Consider the following 18,447-nt stretch of genomic DNA (forward strand, 5'->3'; position numbering starts at 1 on the left):
TAAAATTTTAAATGAAAATAATAATTATAAACTCAGGAAGTTCTTCTATTAAATATCAATTAATAGATATGCCTGCCAATACAGTTATTTGTAGTGGAATGATCGACAGAATAGGCTTAGAATCTTCAAATTTCAGTTATGTGACCAATACTGTCAAAGTAGAGGAAACGTTACCAATTGCCAATCATAAAATAGGATTGCAGAAGATTTCCCAATTGTTAATGGATGATAAAGTTGGGGTTATCAAAAGTACTTCGGAGATTGAAGCTGTTGGTCATCGTGTGGTACATGGTGGAAGTAATTTTTCGAATACAGTAACGATTACCAAAAAGGTTAAGGACAAAATAAGACAGCTTTCTGATTTAGCGCCTTTGCATAATCCCGCAAATTTAGAAGGGATAACTGTGGCCGAAGAAATTTTCAGTGATGCAACACAAGTGGCTGTTTTTGATACCGCTTTTCATCAAACCATACCAGTTTTGGCACATAAATATGCGGTGCCTAATTATCTTTTGACAGAAAACAAAATACGCGTCTATGGTTTTCATGGAACAAGCCATAAATATGTTTCCGAAAAGGCAATTCGTTATTTGAATGAAAATAATTCTGGAAAATCATCTAAAATTATTACCATACATCTAGGAAACGGATGTAGTATGACGGCCATAAAAGATGGAAAAAGTATAGATACTACTCTAGGTTTTGCACCTATGAACGGTTTGATTATGGGGACACGAAGCGGTGATGTAGATCCGTCAATAATTTTTCATATGGTTAATTCGTTAGGTTATTCATTGGATGCCGTAAATAATTTGTTGCAAAAACAAAGTGGAATGCTAGGGCTTACCGGATTTAGTGACTTGAGAGATATTGAAAGCAATGCCGCAAAAGGGAATTTGGATTGTCAACTGGCTTTAGATATGAATGCCTATAGAATTAAGAAATTTATAGGTTCTTATGCAGCCGTTTTAAATGGTTTGGATGCTATTATTTTTACTGCCGGTATTGGTGAGAATTCATCATACATTAGAAAATTGGTGTGTACCGATATGGATTATTTTGGTTTAGAATTAGATTCTGTCACAAACGAAATTCGTTCCAAAGAAATTCGAGAAATCAATACACCAGATTCAAAAACAAAAATTTTAGTCATTCCTACTAATGAAGAAATAGAAATAGCAAATCAGGTTTATGAATTGTTATTAAGTTAAAATAAAATGACTTTATCAAAAAGCTTCTGTATTCAGAGGCTTTTTTTGTAAATTTTATTGAAGAAATGTAATTATATTTGATAAAAAATCTTCACGTTTTGAAAGCTAAACTACTCTACATATTCTTTTTGGGTTTTATATCATCGCAACTATTTGCCCAGGAGTTGCTTCCTTTTGTTGAAAACTATAATAAATCAAATTATCAAGGCGATAATCAGATTTGGAATATTGTGCAAGGAAATGATAACGCCATGTATTTTGCCAATAATTATTATTTGTTGCGATATGATGGTGTAAAATGGGAAAAATATACACTGCCTAATAAAACAATTATTCGTTCAATAATGGTAGACGGTGACCGAATTTATTCAGGTTCATATCAAGAATTTGGTTATTGGTACCGTAAAGATGCCAAGATGTATTATGTTTCTATTACGAAAGAGAAAAAGGTTTTTGATGTAAATGATAATGAAGAAATATGGAAAATATTTAAGTTCAACGACAAAATTTACTTCCAGTCTTTTAATGGTATTTTTGTTTATGATGGTAAAGAGATAAAAGCAAAAACATTTCCCTTTTTGATTTCCTATTGTTTTGTTATTGATAATCAAATATTGATAGCTTCAGTTGAAAAAGGAATCTTCCGATTGACTAATGGGAAAATTGAAAAATTGAATGGATTGTCCCTTCTTGAAAATAAAGTAATTCATGCTATTCAAAAACACCAAAATAAAATTTATTTTTTTACAAAAAAAAGTGGGGTTTATGTGTTTGAGAATAATGTTTTGAGTCCTTGGAAGAATGTTTTAAACGACATATTGAAAACGGCCAATATAAACATTGCTCAATTCATCAAAAAGAATAAATTGATTATTGGTACAGCTAATAAAGGTGTTTATATTTTAGATTTGAATGACGGTTCCTATAAAAATATCAATAGGAATAATGTCTTGATGAACAATTCAATTTTGAGTATTGGTCAGGATAAAGAAAATGATTTATGGTTAGGACTCGATAATGGACTTGCGCATATTGAAGTAAATTCTCCAATTTCAATTTTCTATGACAGTTCAGGGATTTTAGGCTCTGTGTATTCAGTGGCAAGTATTCCAAAAGGCTATTTGATGGCTACCAATCATGGCGTTTTTAAATATGAAGACAAACAGCTTTCTTTAATTCCTAATACGCAAGGACAAGCTTGGAATATTAGTAAAATTGGCGATCAGTATCTCGTTGGTCACAACGAAGGAACTTATATCTACAAAAATGGATTGTTCAGTAAACTGAGTAACATTGACGGAGGTTGGAATTTGACCAAAAGCAGTATTAACAATTCGTATTTACAAGCGACTTACAGTGGAGTAATTATCTACAACGATCCTAATGATTTAAATCAAAAGATAACAATAAAAGGAATATTGAAGCCTATAAAATATCTTGCGCAAAACAGAAAAAATGAAATTTGGGCCGCAGATAATAATAGAGGTTTATATCGTATTTTATTTAATGATGCATATGAAACTATTAAAGTTGATAATGTAACCCAACGTAGTAAAATAAATAATGACTTCGGGGTTAAGATATTTGAATTCCGAAATGAAATTCTTTTTTTGATAAATAATTCTTGGTATACTTATAATTCTATAACCAATCAATTAGAATCCAATGAGTTGTTTAATAGTAGTTTTAAAAATGTTTCTGATATTGTGGCTATTGATGAAAATCATTTTATGATACTTCAGGAAGGGCTTTTGTATCATATAAATGCACAGGGTAATAAGTTTATCAAGAACAGCATTCAGGAGAAATATTATAAAGGGAAAATTATCAATGGAAATTTGAAAGTATTTAGAGATAAAAATAATTATCTACTGAATCTGGATGATGGTTTTATTTCATTGGAATTAAAATATGATGAAAAGAAAAAGACCACTGTAAAAATCGAAGCTTTCAATGATGATATTTTGGTTGAAAACAATTCAAAAATAAACCATAATTCGGAGCTAAGGATAAATGTAATTTCTGGAATTTATGGTGTGACAAAACCAGATTTGTTTTATAAAATTAATGGAACAAAAGATTTTTTCCCAATCAAAGAAGGATTGATTCTTTTGAATAACCTAAGTAGTGGTTCCCATGATGTCACTATATATAGCAACGATGGATTAAATTATAATAAAATAGCCAATTTTGAATTTGTTGTGGCCAAAGCATGGTATTTTTCAGCTTGGATGATTTTTGTATATATGATTTTAATAGGGCTCATTCTATATCTTTATTATAAATGGAATAAGATGAAATACATTCAGAAGCTTAAATTACAGAAAGAAGAATTAAAGCATCAGAAGGAAATTTTGGAAATGGAATTGAAAGCCGAAAATGAATTAAATAGCCAGGAATATGAGAAACATATTCTGGAATTGGAATTACAATCAAAATCTTCAGAAGTTGCAGGGAAGTCACTCTCTATTGCTAAGCAAAGTGAAATGATTGAAATGATTGAAAATATCTTGGATACAGAATTAGATTTCAATAAATTAAAAAGTGAGATTAAAAAAGCAATAAAAATTAATGCAGTCAATAAGCATGAATGGGAAGTTTTTGAAACTAATCTCAATCAAATTAATAATGAATTCATTATTGCCCTTTCGAAAAAATATCCGCATTTGACTTCAAAGGATATTAAGTTGTGTGTGTACCTAAAAATGAATCTTTCATCTAAGGAAATAGCTCCAATGATGAATATTTCTTTTAGGGGAGTGGAATTACATCGCTATCGTTTAAGGAAAAAATTGGGACTTGAGCAAGAAGAAACACTTTCTAAATTTCTATTATCTGTATAAAAAAGAGTATTTTTTTGTTAATATTATGTTTTTTTTATACTTTTTTTATGGAATTATAATACATCATCACTACATCATGACCCTTCAATAGAGTACTTCATGCTCTTACTAAATAACTGTTAAACAAGGGGTTCGTGTCTGATTATCAAGGTTTGATGTATTCGTGTAGTAGTGGCGATTTTACTACTACAACGTTGTATTTGTTTAATTTAGCTAGACTAACTTAAACGAGTAACGAACCTATGAGAAATTTTATTTTTAGCTTTTTAGCGCTCATTCTACTTCCAGCCTATATGTCTGGTCAAGTAATTAAAGGAAAAGTATTGGATCAGACTGGACTTGGAATCCCTGGAGCATTTGTTGTTGCAGGAAATGTTTCCGCTGATACCGATTTTGATGGAAACTTTAGTATTAATGCCAAAGAAGGCGAGATATTAAAAATTAGCTTAGTCGGTTTTGAAGCTGTTTCTGTTGCAGCAACTTTGACGCCGATGACAATAACGTTGAAAGAATCTGCAGATACCGCGCTGAAAGAAGTGGTAGTTATAGGTTATGGTACAGCAAAGAAAAGAGACTTAACAGGTTCAATCGCAAAGGTACAGGCCAAAGAAATAATAGATAAACCAAATCCAAATCCGATTGCTTCGGTACAGGGAAAAGTAGCTGGTTTGTCAATTGTAAATTCAGGAAAACCAGGTGAGGATCCGGATGTTAGAATTCGAGGAACAGTAAGTAGATACCAAACAAAACCTTTGTATGTTGTTGATGGAATTTTTGTTGATGATATAAAGTTTATGAATGCTTCCGATATTGAGTCTATGGAAGTGTTGAAAGACGCATCTTCGTTGGCTATCTTTGGTGTTCGTGGGGCAAATGGTGTAATTATTGTTACTTCCAAAAAGGCAAAAGAAGGTAAAACAACAATTAATTTCAACACTTCTGTTGGTCTCAAGACTCTAGTCGATACTCCCTCTATTACTAATGGACAAGAATTCAGAACCTTATACGACGAACAAAGACAAAACCAAGGAATCGCTCCATATTCTCATTATGATGTATTTAATGCCGATACCAATTGGATTGACCAAATCGACAATGATAATGCTTTAGTCATAACTAATAATTTGAGTTTCTCTAATGGTACAGAAAAGAATAAGTTTTATTTTGGCTTAGGACATGTTGAGGATGATGGATTGATTGATAATGAGAAATACAAAAAATTCACTTTCAATGTCAACAACGAAACACAAATAACAGAGTCCATTAAAATAGGGGTATCCATGAATGGTTACAACTCCTCGCTTCCACAATTGCATGATTTTATAAGTTCATTGAATGCCACTCCAATTGTTTCTCCTAGAAATGCAAATGGAATGTACAATCAATTACCTCAGGAAATTGGTGCTGCGCAAATTGGGAATCCGCTCGCTGCTATTGAGGGTAAAAAATTCACGCAACTGAATGAAGAGACGAAATATATTATAAATGCTTTTGCGGAAATAAAACTTGTTGAAGGATTAAAATTTAGAGGCTCATACCAGTCCGAATCAAGTTACAGTAAAGGAAGGGGGTATCTTCCTGTTTTTGATGTTTATGTAAGTGAAACGGATGAAATAACTCCATACGGAGGAAATACATTGACAAATGTCAATCAATTTAAAAATGATTTCAATAAAAACCAACAGGATTATAATTTCACTTATAACAAAGATTTTGGAAAGCATGATTTTACGCTTTTGGCAGGTTATACCCGTTTGGAAGAAAACTTTGAAGGAGAAAGCGGTACTGTTAATCAGTATGTTGGTGGTGACCAAATCCCTTATGATAAAAGATGGTGGTATTTAAACGTATATCCATATGGAGATCCTAGAACACGTTTTGCAAATTCAGACCAATGGGACAGAGCTACAGTTTCTTATTTAGCACGTCTTTTATATAATTATGATGGCAAATACATAATCAATGGTTCTTTCCGTCGTGATGGTTCATCTGAGCTTAGCGAGTCCAACCGTTGGCAAAACTTTTGGTCGGTAGGTGCTGCCTGGGAAGTTACCAAAGAAGGGTTCATGCAAGATCAAAAGCTTTTTGATTTACTGAAAATAAAAGGTTCTTATGGTGTTTTAGGAAATCAATATTCATCAATACATTACCCAGCTTATCCAGCCTATACCACAGGAAGTTCAGCTGTTTTTGGTGAATCGATTGTTCCTGCTTATGTATTGGCATACCGAAATAATCCAGATTTGCAATGGGAGACAGTGACTTCTTATGAAGCTGGAATTGAAATGAAGCTTTTGGAAAGAAGGTTGAGTTTTGAGGCCACTTATTTTAATAAAACAACTAAAGATTTATTAACTTTTGTTGAACAGGGGAGTGAAAAATTTTATACTAATGCGGGAGAAATTGAAAATAAAGGATTTGAACTTTCAGCATCATGGGATGATGAAATAAATGAAAATTTTAGTTATTCCATCAGCGGGAATGCTACTACATTGAAAAATGAAGTAATATCTGTTTTTGAGCCAGGTTATGAGGTTTTTGAAGGTCCTTCAATACTTACTGCAGGCTCCCCAATTGGGTCATTCTACGGATATGTTGTAGATGGACTTTACCAATCGTATGCTGATATAGTAGCCTCACCTCCGAGTTCATTAGGAGATTATGGTCCTGGAGATTTTAAATATAAAGATGTAAATGGTGACGGGAAAATCACTACTGACGACAGAACGATAATTGGTAATCCTACTCCGGATGTTTCGTATGGTTTTTCTTTGAACACAACCTATAAACAAATTTCGTTGTCAATTGATTTCCAAGGAGTTTATGGAAATGAGATTTACAGAGATTGGGGGAATGGTTCAACATTTGCACCATTTAATTACAGAACTGAAAGATTAGACAGATGGACAGGTCCAGGGACTTCAAACTGGGAGCCAAGGCTCAATGATGCTTCAGGTTATAATAAATTGCCTTCAACTTACATGATAGAAGACGGTAGCTACCTTAGACTTAGAAATATTCAATTGGCTTATGATTTCAACAAAGATTTTTTGGCTAAAACTTTTCTTCAAAGTTTTAGATTATATATAAACATCCAGAATCTTTGTACTTGGGCTAATAATTCAGGATTTACTCCAGAGGCAGGTGGTACACCAATTTCATTTGGAAAAGACACTGGGGGTTATCCTCTGCCAGCGATTACATCTATTGGTTTGAACGCAACTTTTTAATATTAAAAACTTGAATAAAAATGAGAAATTTTAAATCTATACTATATATATCGCTACTGACCGTATTTTCATTATCTGTCTTAAATTCATGTAATGATGACGAGTTTTTGGACAGAAAACCATTAGGGACAGCAGCAGAAGGGGATTTACCGGCAGGAGGTTTTGAAGAAAAAGCCTTTGGTTTATACGGAAAAATGAGAACACAGGCAGGAGTTGCCGATTGGGACAGATATTGGTTTCAAAGTATTCGTTCTGATGATGCCATGAAAGGGAGTACATCAGGAGATGCAGCAAACTTGGGTAACATAATGGACGGATTTGTATATTCTCCAACTGAATTTGCAACAAATTGGAATGGTCATTATAGCTTGATTTATGCATGTAATGATTTAATTTATGATGTTGATAATTCTGGAAAAACAGATTCAGGTACTTTGATAAATAAAGCTGAAGCTATGGCTATTAGAGGATTGTGTTTTTTTGAATTGCGCAGAGATTATGGAGAGGTGCCAATAGTTTTGAATAAAATAGTTGCTCCAAATGATGCCATTAAGGCAAAATCTCCTATTGCGGAAGTAGACGCTCAAATTATAAAGGACTTAGAATTTGCGGCAACAAATTTACCACTTAACTGGCCTGCTTATCCTGGAAGAGCTACTAACGGTTTTGCTAATTCGATATTAGCTAAATTATATCTGTATCAAGGAAATTGGGCAAAGGCATTGGAAAAATCTGAATTAGTTATCAATTCGGGACAATATACTCTTTTCAATTCGTATGAGACTTTGTTCAAAGAACAAGGAGATAATTGTAGTGAAGCTATTTTTGAGGTTCAATTTCTTAGACAAGATGCTGTAAATTATTCCAATAATTATTTCGAATCTCAAGGTATTCGTGGTTCTGGAATTTGGGATTTAGGATGGGGATTCAATGTTCCTACGCAAAACTTAGTTAATGCTTATGAGGCTGGTGATCCTCGTAAAAATTCTACAATTCTTTTCGAAGGGCAAGATGATGGGTATGGTACCACTATCCCTACTGGATTGGCTCAGCCGTATTGGAACAAAAAAGCTTATTCAACGCCAAGTTACAGAGCACAGCAGGGAACAGGGAAAAACCAATGGTTTAACGTAAAAATCATTCGCTATGGCGATGTTATTTTAATGGCCGCTGAGGCCGCGTACAGATTAGGAAATAGTAGTAAAGCCGCAGATTATGTCAATCAAATTCGCGCAAGAGCTAGAGGTAATAATGCAGGAGTATTGCCAGATGTTCCTGTAGATGCAAATTTAGGAAATGCAATAAAACGAGAAAGAAGAATTGAGTTGGCAATGGAAGGTGAAAGATTCTACGACTTAGTGCGTTGGGGAGATGCTACAGCAGTATTGGGGCCTTTAGGATACCAAGACAAAAATAAGTACTATCCTATTCCTCAAACTGCCATTGATCAATCTGGTGGAGTTTTAATACAAAACCCTAATTATTAATAACTATTAGTTTAAAAAAATAAATAAGATGAAGATCAATATATCAATGATTAAGAAAACTTTCGGAATAATGTTTATTTTGATGGTATTTATTGGATGTCAGGAAATGGATAGACCTGAACTTGGTGACTATCCTTCTGATGTCGGGGATTATAAGCCACTAGATGGTGAAATGCTTTTTGCTCAATTTAACAATGAATATATGCTTAATTCTGTAAATGGAGCACCTGCTACTAAAGTCGGAAATCCTAGTTTGGGTGACCCAAAGGCAAGTGAACATTCTTATATGGGTGCTGCAGATTCATATATTAGTTATCCTACGTCTGATTTGTTTGGTGCAACTGAGTTAAGTATAGCCTTTTGGTATAAGGTTAATGCATCACCTGATAGATCAGGGTTATTTGTAGTAGGTAACCCCAGTGCTTTTGAAATTAATAGTGATGATAGCCGAAAATTTGGATTTCGTTTATTTAGAGAAGGGAATGCAACATCTCAAACCATAAAATTAAATGCAGGGATTGGAACTGGTGAATCTTGGAATGATGGAGGAACTTTACCTGTAGATAATAATTGGGTATTTATTACACTGACCATTTCTGCAACAGAATCTAAAATTTATTTTAATGGTGTACTTAAAAATACAGCATCATATTCAAGTCCAATAAATTTTGAAGGTTGCAGTAATCTTATTCTTGGAGCTGGAGGTCCTACTTTCTCTTATTGGGGTCATAAATCGGATAACAGTTTATATGATGAAGTAAAGGTTTTTAATAAAGTTCTTACTCAGGAGGAAATAACTAGTTTGATGAATTAATTTAACTATTAGTAGGTATACACTTGGATATTTTTTATATCCAAGTGTATTTTTTAACTATTAATAATTTGTAACAACCTATTAAAATGAAATCTACTTTAATTGCCTTACTTGGTTTAATTATTTTCAATTCATGTTCCTCATCTAATGGTGGAGGACAACCATCAAAAGAACAGTTAACAGACTCACAAGCAATGGATCAGGTTCAAAAAGACGCTATAAAGTATTTTTGGGACTATGCAGAACCCAATTCAAAATTAGGCAGAGAACGGTATCTCACAGATAATCCTAGTTTCGAATCCAACAAAGTAACCACAGGAGGTTCTGGTTTTGGGCTAATGTCTTTGATTGTTGGAGTAGAAAGAGGTTTTATTCCAAGAGCCGAAGCCGTTACTCGAATGACCACAGCAATGGACTTTTTGGGGAAAGCCGATCGTTTTCACGGAGCATGGGCGCACTGGATGGACGGAAACACAGGACATGCTATTTCTTTTGGGAATAAAGACGACGGTGGTGATATCGTTGAAACTGCTTTCTTATGTCAAGGATTGATTGCCGTTCGAGAATATTTCAAAAACGGAAATGCTCAGGAAAAAGTATTATCTGCCAAAGCTGATAATCTATGGAAAGGTGTGGAATGGAGTTGGTATACCAATGATGATAATGCGATATATTGGCATTGGTCACAAACATACCAGTGGGAAATGAAACACAAAGTGGCAGGGTACAACGAGTGTTTGATTACCTACATTTTAGGGGCAGCCTCTCCAACACATCCCATTCCTGCTGCTGCTTATCACGAAGGCTGGACACGAAATGGAACTATCACCACAACAAAGACACAGTATGGAATTCCTTTGGTATTAAAACATGATACTTCTTCTGGAAATGTAGGTTCTTTGTTTTGGGCTCAATATTCGTATTTAGGATTGGATCCCACACAACTTACAGATAAGTATGCAAACTATTGGGAATTAACTCAAAATCATACCAAAATCATTTACAGCTATTGTATCGATAATCCAAAAAAATGGAATGGGTATTCAGAAAAATGTTGGGGGCTTACCGCTAGTTATACCAGAAATATAGATGGATCTACAGGCTATTCTGCCCATGATACTGATAATGATTCAGGGGTTATCACTCCAACTGCTGCATTATCCTCGTTTCCTTATACCCCAAAAGAGAGCATGAAGTTTTTACATTATTTATATGATGAAAATAGAAGAACTTACGTGGGAATTGCGGGGCCTTACGATGCTTTTTCACCACATTATAATTGGGTTACACCGCGCTATTTGGCAATAGATCAAGGAACCATTGCTCCAATGATTGAAAACTATCGTACCGGTTTGATATGGAAATTGTTTATGAATGCTCCAGAGGTAAAACAAGGTTTACTGAATCTTGGTTTTCATTCTGGTAAATATGGATTTTAAAAATAGGATGTTGCATGAAATATAATCTAATCTTACCTGTTTTTTTGCTTTCGCTACTATCTTTTGCACAAAAAGATATTGTTTCTAAAGTGAAAATAGAGGTAGTCCAAAAACAGGAATTGGGTTACGCGTTGCATATTCCGTTAAATACTAAAGAAAAAAAGCCTTTACTGATTTTTCTTCATGGTTCTGGCGAAAATGGTTCGGATGTAGAGAAAGTGAAAATTCATGGGCCTTTCAAATATTTGAAGAGTCACGATTTAGATTTTTTTGTCCTTGCACCACAATGCCCGGAAGGACAGCAATGGAATCCTGATATTCTATATGAGTTGATTTTAAAAGTTCAGAAAGAAAATAATATTGATGCCAACAGAATTTATCTTACAGGATTGAGTTCTGGAGGATGGGGGACCTATAGCCTTGCTTTAAAACATCCTGAAATGTTTGCAGCAGTCATGCCAGTTTCAGGTTTTGTTGACATTATTCAATTGGAAGATATTTGTAAAATGGCGGGAATCCCAACTCGAATTTTTCATGGTTTGCTCGATGATGTAGTTCCTGTGGATAATGATATTACGATATATAAAGAACTAAAGAAATGTAATAAAGATATTGAGTTAACTCTTTTTAATGACGCGGGTCATGATTGTTGGACCCAAGTTTATGGCAATCCGGAAACGTATGCTTGGATGTTGAAACAAATAAAAACAGATAAAAAATGAAAAAGACATTAATTGTAATACTCTTAGGCTCCGTTTTTTTGGGCTACAGCCAAAAGAAAGAAAATAAAAAAGCCGTTGTAATTAAACCTAAAGCTGAATTTGTTGCCGAGTTGTTGTCAAAAATGACTTTGGATGAAAAATTGGGTCAGTTGAATTTACCAACTTCGGGAGATATAACCACCGGTCAAGCCAATAGCTCTGATGTTGCAAAGAAAATCGAAGAAGGTAAGGTCGGTGGATTATTTAATATCAAATCAGTTCTAAAAATAAAAGAAGTACAGCGAGTTGCGGTCGAAAAGAGCCGTTTGAAAATTCCTTTGATTTTTGGAATGGACGTAATTCATGGGTACGAAACAACCTTTCCTATTCCTCTTGGACTGTCATGTACTTGGGATATGAAATTGATCGAAAGAAGTGCTCAAATTGCTGCACAGGAGGCAAGTGCCGATGGAATCAATTGGACTTTTTCTCCAATGGTTGATATTTCTCGCGATCCACGTTGGGGAAGAATCTCCGAAGGTTCTGGAGAAGATCCTTTTTTGGGAAGTCAAATTGCCAAAGCTATGGTAGATGGATACCAGCAACACGATCTTTCCAAAAACAATTCTATTTTGGCATGTGTTAAACATTTTGCTTTATATGGAGCTCCCGAAGCTGGTCGTGATTACAATACGGTTGATATGAGCCACATCAGAATGTATAATGAGTATTTTCCTCCTTACAAAGCGGCTGTTGATGCTGGAGCAGGTTCGGTTATGGCATCTTTCAATGAAGTGGATGGAGTCCCTGCTACTGGAAATAAATGGTTGATGACAGATGTTTTGAGAAAACAATGGGGTTTTAAAGGTTTTGTAGTTACTGATTTTACAGGAATCCCTGAAATGATCGCTCACGGAATGGGTGACTTACAAGAAGTATCTGCTTTGGCTTTAAATGCTGGAGTTGAAATGGATATGGTTGGTGAAGGATTTTTGACCACTTTGAAAAAATCATTAGAAGAAAAGAAAGTTACTATTGAGCAAATCAACAACGCAGTAACACTTATTCTGAATGCCAAATATGATTTAGGATTGTTTCAAGATCCTTATAAATATTGTGATGACAAAAGAGCCAAAACTGAAATTTTTACAGCAAGTAGTAGAGATGAAGCTAGAAAAACGGCAGCTCAATCATTGGTTTTGCTAAAAAATAATAATCAGTTGTTGCCTTTGAAAAAATCGGGAACAATTGCGCTCATCGGGCCATTGGCAGATGCCAAAAACAATATGTCAGGAACTTGGAGTGTTGCCACAAATGGAGAAAAATGTATTTCATTATTGGCGGGAATTCAAGAAGTAGCTGGAAAATCTACTAAAGTGCTTTACGCTAAAGGTAGTAACCTTGATTATGATGAAACTTTTGAGACCAATGCAACTATGTTTGGTAAAACTTTAAACAGAGATAGTCGTTCAAAAGAGGATATGATTGCAGAGGCTTTAAAAGTAGCCAATCAAGCAGATGTTATTGTAGCTGCACTAGGAGAATCTGCCGAGATGAGTGGAGAGAGCAGTAGTCGTACAAAACTTGAAATTCCACAGGCACAAAAAGATTTATTGAATGCATTATTAAAAACTGGAAAACCAGTAGTCTTAGTTTTATTTGATGGTCGTCCATTGGTGATAAATGATGAAAATGCTACAGTTCCCGCAATTTTGAACGTTTGGTTTGCTGGTAGCGAAGCAGGTTACGCTATTGCCGATGTTTTGTTTGGAGATGTAAATCCTTCAGGAAAATTAACGACTACGTTCCCAAGAAGCGTGGGGCAAGTGCCAATTTATTATTCTCATAAAAATACAGGAAGACCTCTTGTTAACACAGAAGGAAAATTTGAAAAATTTAGATCAAATTATATAGACGAAAGAAACGAACCATTATTCCCTTTTGGTTATGGATTGAGTTATACGAATTTTGCTTATTCAAACTTGAAAATTTCATCTGATAAAATGAATTTCGGAGGAAAAGTAATGGTAAGCATTGATGTTGCAAATACTGGAAATTATGACGGAAAAGAAACAGTACAAATGTACATAAGAGACGTTGTTGGATCTGTAACAAGACCGGTTAGAGAACTTAAAGGTTTCCAAAAAATAGCCCTTAAAAAAGGAGAAAAACAAACAGTGACATTCGAAATTAGTGAAGAAGATTTGAAATTTTACAATTCTGATTTGCAATTTGTTGCTGAGCCTGGACAGTTTGAAGTTTTCGTTGGAACGAATTCAAACGCAGACAATAAAGTAAGTTTTAATTTAGTAAATTAAGCTTGGTTAGTTTATTTGGTTGCCCTCCGTTTTGGTTAGACGGGGGGCTTTTTTTTTAAAATTTAATACAACTCGACATTTCAAAGTTGGGTAGTTCTAAATTCAATAATTCTTTAAAAGTTTCAAAAATGCGAAAACTATATTTAATGCCACTGTTATTACTATTGTTGGGCCAACAAATCAGTATGGCTCAATCTAAAACTAATAGTATTGGAAAAACGAAATGGTTTGATCCTAATAAATCAGCTTCTACGTATTGTAACCCAATCAATATCGGTTACAATTATACTACAGCAAACCATAACGGAATTCCGGATTCTCGTCGTTCGAGTGCCGATCCATTAATTATTACTTATAAAGGAGATTATTATCTGTTTGCAACCAACCAAGCTGGATTCTTTTGGAGCAAAGATTTGTCGGATTGGAAATTTGTTTACGGCAGTTTTCAACGTAATCCCGGTGATGATGATCAATGTGCTCCTGCCGCTTGGGTGGTAAACGATACTTTGTTTTATGTAGGCTCAACCTGGAAAAAGGACCATCCAGTCTGGAAAACTGCCGACCCAAAATCGGGTCGATGGACTCGTCACGTCAATACTGCGATGTTGCCTACTTGGGATCCCGCAATTTTTCAGGATGACGACAAAAAAGTTTATATGTATTATGGTTCTAGTGGAAAATTACCGCTTTGTGGAGTAGAAGTAGATTACAAAACTTGGTTGCCAAAAGGGAATCAAGCAGATTACGAAAAGCTATATGCAGCCACCGAAGTTGAGGATATTCAACGTCCTTATGGCGAAATAAAAGCAGTTGTAGGTTTGGATCCTTCTGCTCATGGTTGGGAGCGTTTCGGGCCTAATAATGACATGGAACCAGCGCCTTGGGGAAATTTTATTGAAGGAGCATGGATGACGAAGCACAACGGTAAATATTATATGCAATATGGAGCTCCTGCTACCGAATTTAAAGGTTATGCCAATGGTGTACATGTTGGTAATAGCCCATTAGGCCCGTTTACGTATCAAAAACACAACCCTATGTCGTATAAGCCTGGAGGATTTGTAATTGGTGCTGGGCATGGTAACACTTTTGCCGATAACTACGGTAATTATTGGAATACCGGAACCTGCAAAATTTCAGTGAAAGATCGTTTTGAACGCCGCATCGATATGTTCCCTGCGGGGTTCGACAAAGACGATGTCATGTATTCGATTACTTCTTATGGAGATTTCCCAACTTTGTTGCCAAACAACAAACGTGACCAAACCAAAGGAGCTTTCTCAGGATGGATGTTACTTTCGTATAAAAAAGCAGCGACCGTGTCTTCGTCAGAAGAATGTATGGATGTGCAAACCCACAGAGTGGATACAGGAGGAAAAAAAGTGTTTGAAAAAATCTGTTACAATGCCCAGAATTTAACCGATGAGGATATCCAATCTTATTGGTCGGCAAAAACAGATAAGCCAGACGAATGGTTACAAATTGATTTGGGCAGAAAAATGAGAATTAATGCTTTACAGATTAATTATGCCGATCATAAAGCCACGCAGCATAACAAGGCGATGGATATTTATTATCAATATCAAATTTTTATGTCAGATGATAATCAAAATTGGACTTTGGTAGTTGATAAATCCAAAAGCGATAAAGACGCCCCCCACGATTATTTGGAATTAACAAAACCTATTGAAGCCCGTTATGTAAAAATGGTAAATATCCACAACGCTTCAGGATTATTTGCTGTTTCTGATTTCCGTATTTTTGGTAATGGATTGTCCGATAAACCAAAATCGGTTACTGGATTTAAAGTAAACAGTAGTGCTACGGATTCCCGCAATGCAATGATTAATTGGGATGCGCAGCCTGATGCTGTCGGTTATAACATTTACTATGGAATTGCCCCTGATAAATTATACAACAGCATAATGGTTTACGAAGGGAGTTCATATGATTTCAGAGGACTTGATAAGGGTACGGGCTATTATTTTGCGATTGAAGCTTTTAATGAAAATGGAATTGGACCTAAAACCAATCTTACTGTTTCGAATTAAATTTAGATTTAGCAATAAAAGAGAAACATTCGTTTAAAAGAACTATGACTAAAAATTCAATTCTTTATAAATTTTAAAGAATTGAATTTTTTATTATTAAAATCGAAAACGTTTTCGTCTTTACTACAAGGTGGTAGTTTGGTTTTATTTAGAATTTTATAATCTAAAGAAGTATTTTTACTATCTATATTAATACATAACCAAATGAAGAAAATATTTTCTATTATTCTCGTTTTTGCTTTGAGTTTACTTCATGCACAAAGCGTAAAATCTCCATCCAGCGCCCTTGAGGTAAATTTTAAATTAGTAAATAATGGGCAACCATCTTATACTGTAAATTACAATGGCAAGCCCGTAATTGTAGAAAGTACTTTAGGGATAAAACTCAAAGATAAAACCGCTCTTAATGCTAATTTTGAGATTCAATCTTCAAAAGCAGATACTTTTAATGAATCTTGGAAACCTGTTTTAGGTCAAAAAGCATCAATTGTAAATCATTATAATGAACTTACCATTGCTTTGGTTCAAAAAGAAACCAATGTAAAGATGAATATTATTTTCAAAGTGTATGATGAAGGCGTAGCTTTTAGATATGAATTTCCAAAACAAGAGAAGCTGAATTACTTTGTTATTTCTGATGAGGAAACCCATTTTAATTTAACCGAAGATTATAAAGCTTTTTGGATTCCTGGTGATTTTGACACCAATGAATATCCTTATAGTGAAACCAAACTTTCTGAAATTGATAATGCCAAATTGGATAAAAATACAGGAATTGGGATGACAACGGATCTTGGTAAAAGCAGAGTTCAAGTGCCTTTAATGATGAAATCTCCTTCAGGTTTGTATGTCAATATATTTGAAGCTGCTGTTGTGAATTATCCAGTTATGCATTTGGATGTTGATGTTACCAATTATAAACTTACTTCACATTTGGTACCGAATGCAATTGGCGATAAAGCGTATTTGCAAGCAGCTTGTGTATCTCCATGGAGAACAATTATGATAAGCAAAGATGCAAGAGATATTGTGAGTTCTCAAATGATTTTGAATTTAAATGAGCCTTGTAAACTAGACGATGTTTCATATATAAAACCAATGAAATACGTTGGGATTTGGTGGGAAATGCATGTTGGAATATCAACTTGGGATTATGCAGGTTCACAAAACGCACAAAATTTATCGTCTCAGGATTTAATACCAACAGGTAAACATGGTGCAACGACTGAAAACACTAAAAGATATATTGATTTTGCTGCTAAAAATGGATTTGATGGGGTATTGGTTGAAGGTTGGAATGTAGGTTGGGAAGACTGGGCAGGTAATTGGAAAGAAGAAGTTTTTGATTTTACGACGCCTTATCCTGATTTCAATCTGGCAGAAGTTACGGCTTACGCCAAAGAAAAAAACGTAAAAATGATTATGCACCATGAAACTTCAGGATCTGTTGCAAATTATGAGCGACATTTAGATCGTGCTTTCGATTTGATGAAGAAATACGATTATCCAGCTGTAAAAACAGGTTATGTTGGCAAAATTATTCCGCGTGGCGAATTTCATGACGGACAAACGATGGTGAACCACTTCAACTTTGTTGCAAGACGTGCCGCCGATTATAAACTAATGCTGAATTCTCATGAATCGTCTCGACCAACAGGTTACAGTCGAACGTATCCAAATTACATTGATGCCGAAGCTGCTCGTGGTAATGAATTTAATGCTTGGAGTGTTGGTAATGCACCAAGTCACGAAACTATTTTACCTTTTACAAGATTGCTTGGAGGACCAATGGATTATACGCCGGGTATCTTCGAAATTAAAATGAGTTTCTATGATAAAAATAAAAAAGAACAGGTTCATACTACTTTGGCTAAACAACTTGCATTGTATGTAACAATGTATTCGCCTTTGCAAATGGCAGCTGATTTACCTCAGAGCTATGAAAAACGTATGGATGCTTTTCAATTTATCAAAGATGTTGCTTTGGATTGGGATGATACCAAAATTTTGGAAGCAGAACCTGGAGATTATTTGACCATAGCCAGAAAAACAAAAGGAAAAGAAACATGGTTTTTGGGAGCTATCACAGATGAAAATGCCAGAAAATCTGAAATTGCATTAGACTTTTTAACCAAAGGACAAAAGTATAAAGCTATTATTTATGAAGATGCCAAAGATGCCGATTGGAAAAACAATCCAATGGCTTACAAAATTAGAACTGTTGAGGTTACTAACAAGTCAAAACTAAACTTGACTTTGGCTCCTGGTGGAGGAACAGCTGTTAGTTTTGAGCCAATTAAATAATAATTTTTTTTTTGATTTCATTAAATCCTGTAAGCTTTTAAAGTGAGCA

The 18,447-nt window shown here is 34.7% G+C and carries 10 protein-coding genes; all 10 read left to right on the forward strand.

Annotated features, from left to right (window positions below; all coding sequences use genetic code 11):
* Nucleotides 1-11 precede the first annotated feature (11 nt).
* The 10 genes from AC1DY0_RS09765 to AC1DY0_RS09810 all read left to right on the forward strand — a co-directional run bounded on the left by AC1DY0_RS09765 (nt 12) and on the right by AC1DY0_RS09810 (nt 18,398).
* Nucleotides 12-1,211, forward strand: a complete 1,200-nt coding sequence (locus AC1DY0_RS09765; protein ID WP_477188416.1) for an acetate/propionate family kinase — start codon at nt 12-14, stop codon at nt 1,209-1,211.
* Nucleotides 1,212-1,309: 98 nt separating this feature from the next.
* A complete protein-coding gene (locus AC1DY0_RS09770; RefSeq protein WP_477188417.1) occupies nt 1,310-4,054 on the forward strand; it encodes a helix-turn-helix and ligand-binding sensor domain-containing protein in 2,745 nt (914 codons plus the stop codon).
* A gap of 242 nt (nt 4,055-4,296) precedes the next feature.
* Nucleotides 4,297-7,284: a SusC/RagA family TonB-linked outer membrane protein gene (locus tag AC1DY0_RS09775; protein WP_477188418.1), complete on the forward strand. Its 2,988-nt coding sequence runs from the start codon at nt 4,297-4,299 to the stop codon at nt 7,282-7,284.
* 20 nt (nt 7,285-7,304) lie between these two features.
* Entirely contained in the window at nt 7,305-8,771 is a 1,467-nt protein-coding gene (locus tag AC1DY0_RS09780) for a RagB/SusD family nutrient uptake outer membrane protein (RefSeq protein WP_477188419.1), read from the forward strand.
* Between the two features lie 28 nt (nt 8,772-8,799).
* Nucleotides 8,800-9,585, forward strand: a complete 786-nt coding sequence (locus AC1DY0_RS09785; protein WP_477188420.1) for a LamG domain-containing protein — start codon at nt 8,800-8,802, stop codon at nt 9,583-9,585.
* A gap of 86 nt (nt 9,586-9,671) precedes the next feature.
* Entirely contained in the window at nt 9,672-11,024 is a 1,353-nt protein-coding gene (locus AC1DY0_RS09790; protein WP_477188421.1) for a glucoamylase family protein, read from the forward strand.
* Nucleotides 11,025-11,038: 14 nt separating this feature from the next.
* Entirely contained in the window at nt 11,039-11,746 is a 708-nt protein-coding gene (locus AC1DY0_RS09795) for a carboxylesterase family protein (RefSeq protein ID WP_477188422.1), read from the forward strand.
* The gene (gene bglX, locus AC1DY0_RS09800; protein WP_477188423.1) at nt 11,743-14,043 is read left to right on the forward strand and encodes a beta-glucosidase BglX; all 2,301 of its coding nucleotides are present in this window, start codon (nt 11,743-11,745) and stop codon (nt 14,041-14,043) included. The genes AC1DY0_RS09795 and bglX overlap by 4 nt, the downstream gene beginning before the upstream one ends.
* Nucleotides 14,044-14,171: 128 nt before the next feature.
* Complete coding sequence (locus AC1DY0_RS09805; RefSeq protein ID WP_477188424.1) at nt 14,172-16,094, forward strand: discoidin domain-containing protein; 1,923 nt, start codon at nt 14,172-14,174, stop codon at nt 16,092-16,094.
* Nucleotides 16,095-16,298: 204 nt separating this feature from the next.
* Nucleotides 16,299-18,398: a glycoside hydrolase family 97 protein gene (locus AC1DY0_RS09810; RefSeq protein WP_477188425.1), complete on the forward strand. Its 2,100-nt coding sequence runs from the start codon at nt 16,299-16,301 to the stop codon at nt 18,396-18,398.
* Nucleotides 18,399-18,447: the final 49 nt, after the last annotated feature.

Source organism: Flavobacterium sp. P1_E4, assembly GCF_056405915.1.

Excerpts from the sequence above, each read along its gene's own strand:
- AC1DY0_RS09765 (WP_477188416.1), top strand. The coding sequence starts at position 12 with ATGAAAATAATAATTATAAACTCAGGAAGTTCTTCTATTAAATATCAA.
- AC1DY0_RS09775 (WP_477188418.1), top strand. The coding sequence starts at position 4,297 with ATGAGAAATTTTATTTTTAGCTTTTTAGCGCTCATTCTACTTCCAGCC.
- AC1DY0_RS09780 (WP_477188419.1), top strand. The coding sequence starts at position 7,305 with ATGAGAAATTTTAAATCTATACTATATATATCGCTACTGACCGTATTT.
- AC1DY0_RS09785 (WP_477188420.1), top strand. The coding sequence starts at position 8,800 with ATGAAGATCAATATATCAATGATTAAGAAAACTTTCGGAATAATGTTT.
- AC1DY0_RS09790 (WP_477188421.1), top strand. The coding sequence starts at position 9,672 with ATGAAATCTACTTTAATTGCCTTACTTGGTTTAATTATTTTCAATTCA.
- AC1DY0_RS09795 (WP_477188422.1), top strand. The coding sequence starts at position 11,039 with ATGAAATATAATCTAATCTTACCTGTTTTTTTGCTTTCGCTACTATCT.
- bglX (WP_477188423.1), top strand. The coding sequence starts at position 11,743 with ATGAAAAAGACATTAATTGTAATACTCTTAGGCTCCGTTTTTTTGGGC.
- AC1DY0_RS09805 (WP_477188424.1), top strand. The coding sequence starts at position 14,172 with ATGCGAAAACTATATTTAATGCCACTGTTATTACTATTGTTGGGCCAA.
- AC1DY0_RS09810 (WP_477188425.1), top strand. The coding sequence starts at position 16,299 with ATGAAGAAAATATTTTCTATTATTCTCGTTTTTGCTTTGAGTTTACTT.